The organism is Neisseria sicca 4320 (genome assembly GCF_000193735.1).
Lineage (GTDB): Bacteria > Pseudomonadota > Gammaproteobacteria > Burkholderiales > Neisseriaceae > Neisseria > Neisseria sicca_E.
This window is the reverse complement of record NZ_AEPF01000014.1, coordinates 1-2,310: the sequence shown is the minus strand read 5'-3', so window position 1 is coordinate 2,310 and position 2,310 is coordinate 1. Positions and strand designations below refer to the sequence as shown.

Below are 2,310 nucleotides of genomic sequence, written 5' to 3'. Positions count from 1 at the left end.
AAAGGTGATTCGCCAAATTCCGGTCAGGGTAATTCGAAGGATAAGAAGTCAGATTCTCCATCGCGTGGATCTAAAGGTTCGAAAAAGGCTGATTCTGATGGAAATTCAGGTGGTAGTGCTGATGGTAATGGTGATGGTTCAGGAAGTGAACAATATGGTCTTCCTGACGTTCCTGATGTGCCTGATGGTGGTGGTGAGCCTGATTGGGGTGGGATTAAGTCTGATGGTAATTTTGGGACGTTTTCCCCCTCTTCTGCTTTTGCTACTGGCGGTCAGTGTCCTCAAGATATTTTGCTTGATTTTGGGCAGTTTGGTCGTCATTCATTCTCGTGGTCGCCTATTTGTGAAGCTGCCCAAAGGTTGAGATATGTTTTTATAACATTGGCTTATTTCATGGCGGCTATGATGGTTTATAAGACGGTTAATTCGATGAAAGGTTAAAAATGCCCGCTCTTGCAGCTTTTTTGGGTGGTTTGTTTAGGGTGCTTTTTCAGTATTTGGGACGCCTATTTTTGGCGTTTCTGCCAAGCCTGAAAAACCTATTTTTTCAGCTTCTTTTGGGGCTGGGGGTTACGCTCGTCTCGTATGAAGGTCTTTCGGTAGCTACTGAAGGCATTTTGAACTACGTCGCGGATAACTATTTCAGAATGCCCGCCGATTTGATTGGCTTGCTCGGATTGGCTGGCATACCAGAATCCATGAATATTATTTTCGGCGGTTTTGCTTTTTCGTTTGGCATTTGGTCGTCGTATCGTGCTTTTAAATTTATAAAATAAGGATTAGTTATGATTACTTTGATTACAGGTGTTCCGGGTTCGGGAAAAACTTTGTCTGTCGTTTCAGATTTGGCAAAAAAGGTCAAAAAAGAATGGGCGGGTCGTAAGGTTTTTACACATGGCATTCCAGAATTGACGATTACTACTGAAAAAATTCCTGAAGGTCATACCATAAATGACATGAATGTTTGGCTTCAGTACCCCGAAAATAATGGCTCTGTCGTCATTATTGACGAAGCGCAAAACATTTTCCCGCCGCGTTCTTCGGGTTCTAAAACGCCTGAGCTTGTCGAATGGCTCCATGTTCATAGACATTCGGGTGTCGATATTATTCTGATCACGCAAATGCCGGGTCGTATCGATAAGCAGGTTCGTGATTTAGTTGGCGCGCATTATCATATTCATAAAACGCCTTTGGGTGTGCGTATGCGTTATTTTTGGGACTATTGCGAAAACAGTCCAAAATCAGGGATGAAAAATGCTCGTCCTGAAGTCTATAAGTTCGATAAAAAAGCGTTCGGTCTTTATAAGTCTGCTGAAATACATACCAAAGTAAAAACGCCTAAAAGCCGTGTTCTATTGGTTATTCCGGTTGCCTTGATCGTATTTGGTTTAACTGCTTATATGGGGTATTCTCTTTTGTCGGGTTTGGGGTCGTCTGAAAAAGCCGCTTCTGAAAATTCATCTGTATCGTCTGTCGTTGATGTTAAGTCTGATGATTTAAAAAAAAGCGTGAAAGAAAAATCTGTTGTTGCCGGTCAGGAAATAGGCGGACAGATAGCACCTAGTCAAAATAAAAATCTGACTGAAGAGATGTTAAAGCCTAAGATTGATGGTTTAGTTGAATCAAAGCCGTTATATGATCAGGTTAGGCAGGTAAAGCAGCTTGAATATCCTGTTGCGTGTATATCGGGCGGGAAATCGGGTTGTTCGTGTTATTCTTCTCAAGGCACGGTTATAAAAGAAATAGATAAAAAAACCTGTAACGATTATGCAAAAAACGGCATGCCGTTCAATCCATATAAAGAACCTAATAGGGATGTTGTTCAAGATGGAAGTGTTCAGCCAATGAATGATAACTCCACTCAGGTGGTTAGTCTTGGCGGCAAAAGTCCTCAAAATTTGATGTATGATGGCTATGTTGAAGCGGGGCAACAGTTTGCAGCGCGTGGCGGTGTGGTTGGTTCAAGTAATTGATTTGAATTGAATGATATTTTTTGAATCATATTCAGTAACTTGAATCGTGCCCGGCTGAATTTTCGTTAACATAAAAGGTCGTCTGAAATTAAGACGGCCTTTGTTTTTAAGGAATTGAAATTTTGGGTGTCAAGGGGGAAGGTTTGTAAAGATTGGGCGTGCTTTTTGCCCAATCTTTATGAATACCCCCTTGATTCCCAAAAGTTCAAGAAACACGCTTGTAGTAGGTGGGCAGGAAGGGTTTTATTTCCTGCCCGCCTGCCACGTGGCGAACGTCCCCGAAGGGTCGCCGAAGGCAATCTATGGGGTGTGTAATTTAATAAACTGAACAAAATAG

3 protein-coding genes are annotated in these 2,310 nt (G+C 42.0%); all 3 read left to right on the top strand.

What is annotated here, in order from left to right:
• On the top strand, positions 1–441 hold a 441-nt coding region (locus NSCA4_RS15405; RefSeq protein WP_303660077.1), incomplete at its 5' end, for a virulence factor TspB C-terminal domain-related protein.
• Between the two features lie 2 nt (positions 442–443).
• Positions 444–776: a DUF2523 family protein gene (locus NSCA4_RS0101455; protein ID WP_016686494.1), complete on the top strand. Its 333-nt coding sequence runs from the start codon at positions 444–446 to the stop codon at positions 774–776.
• Between the two features lie 9 nt (positions 777–785).
• Positions 786–1,973, top strand: coding sequence for a zonular occludens toxin domain-containing protein (locus tag NSCA4_RS0101450; protein WP_016686493.1), 1,188 nt, complete (start codon positions 786–788; stop codon positions 1,971–1,973).
• Positions 1,974–2,310 lie beyond the last annotated feature (337 nt).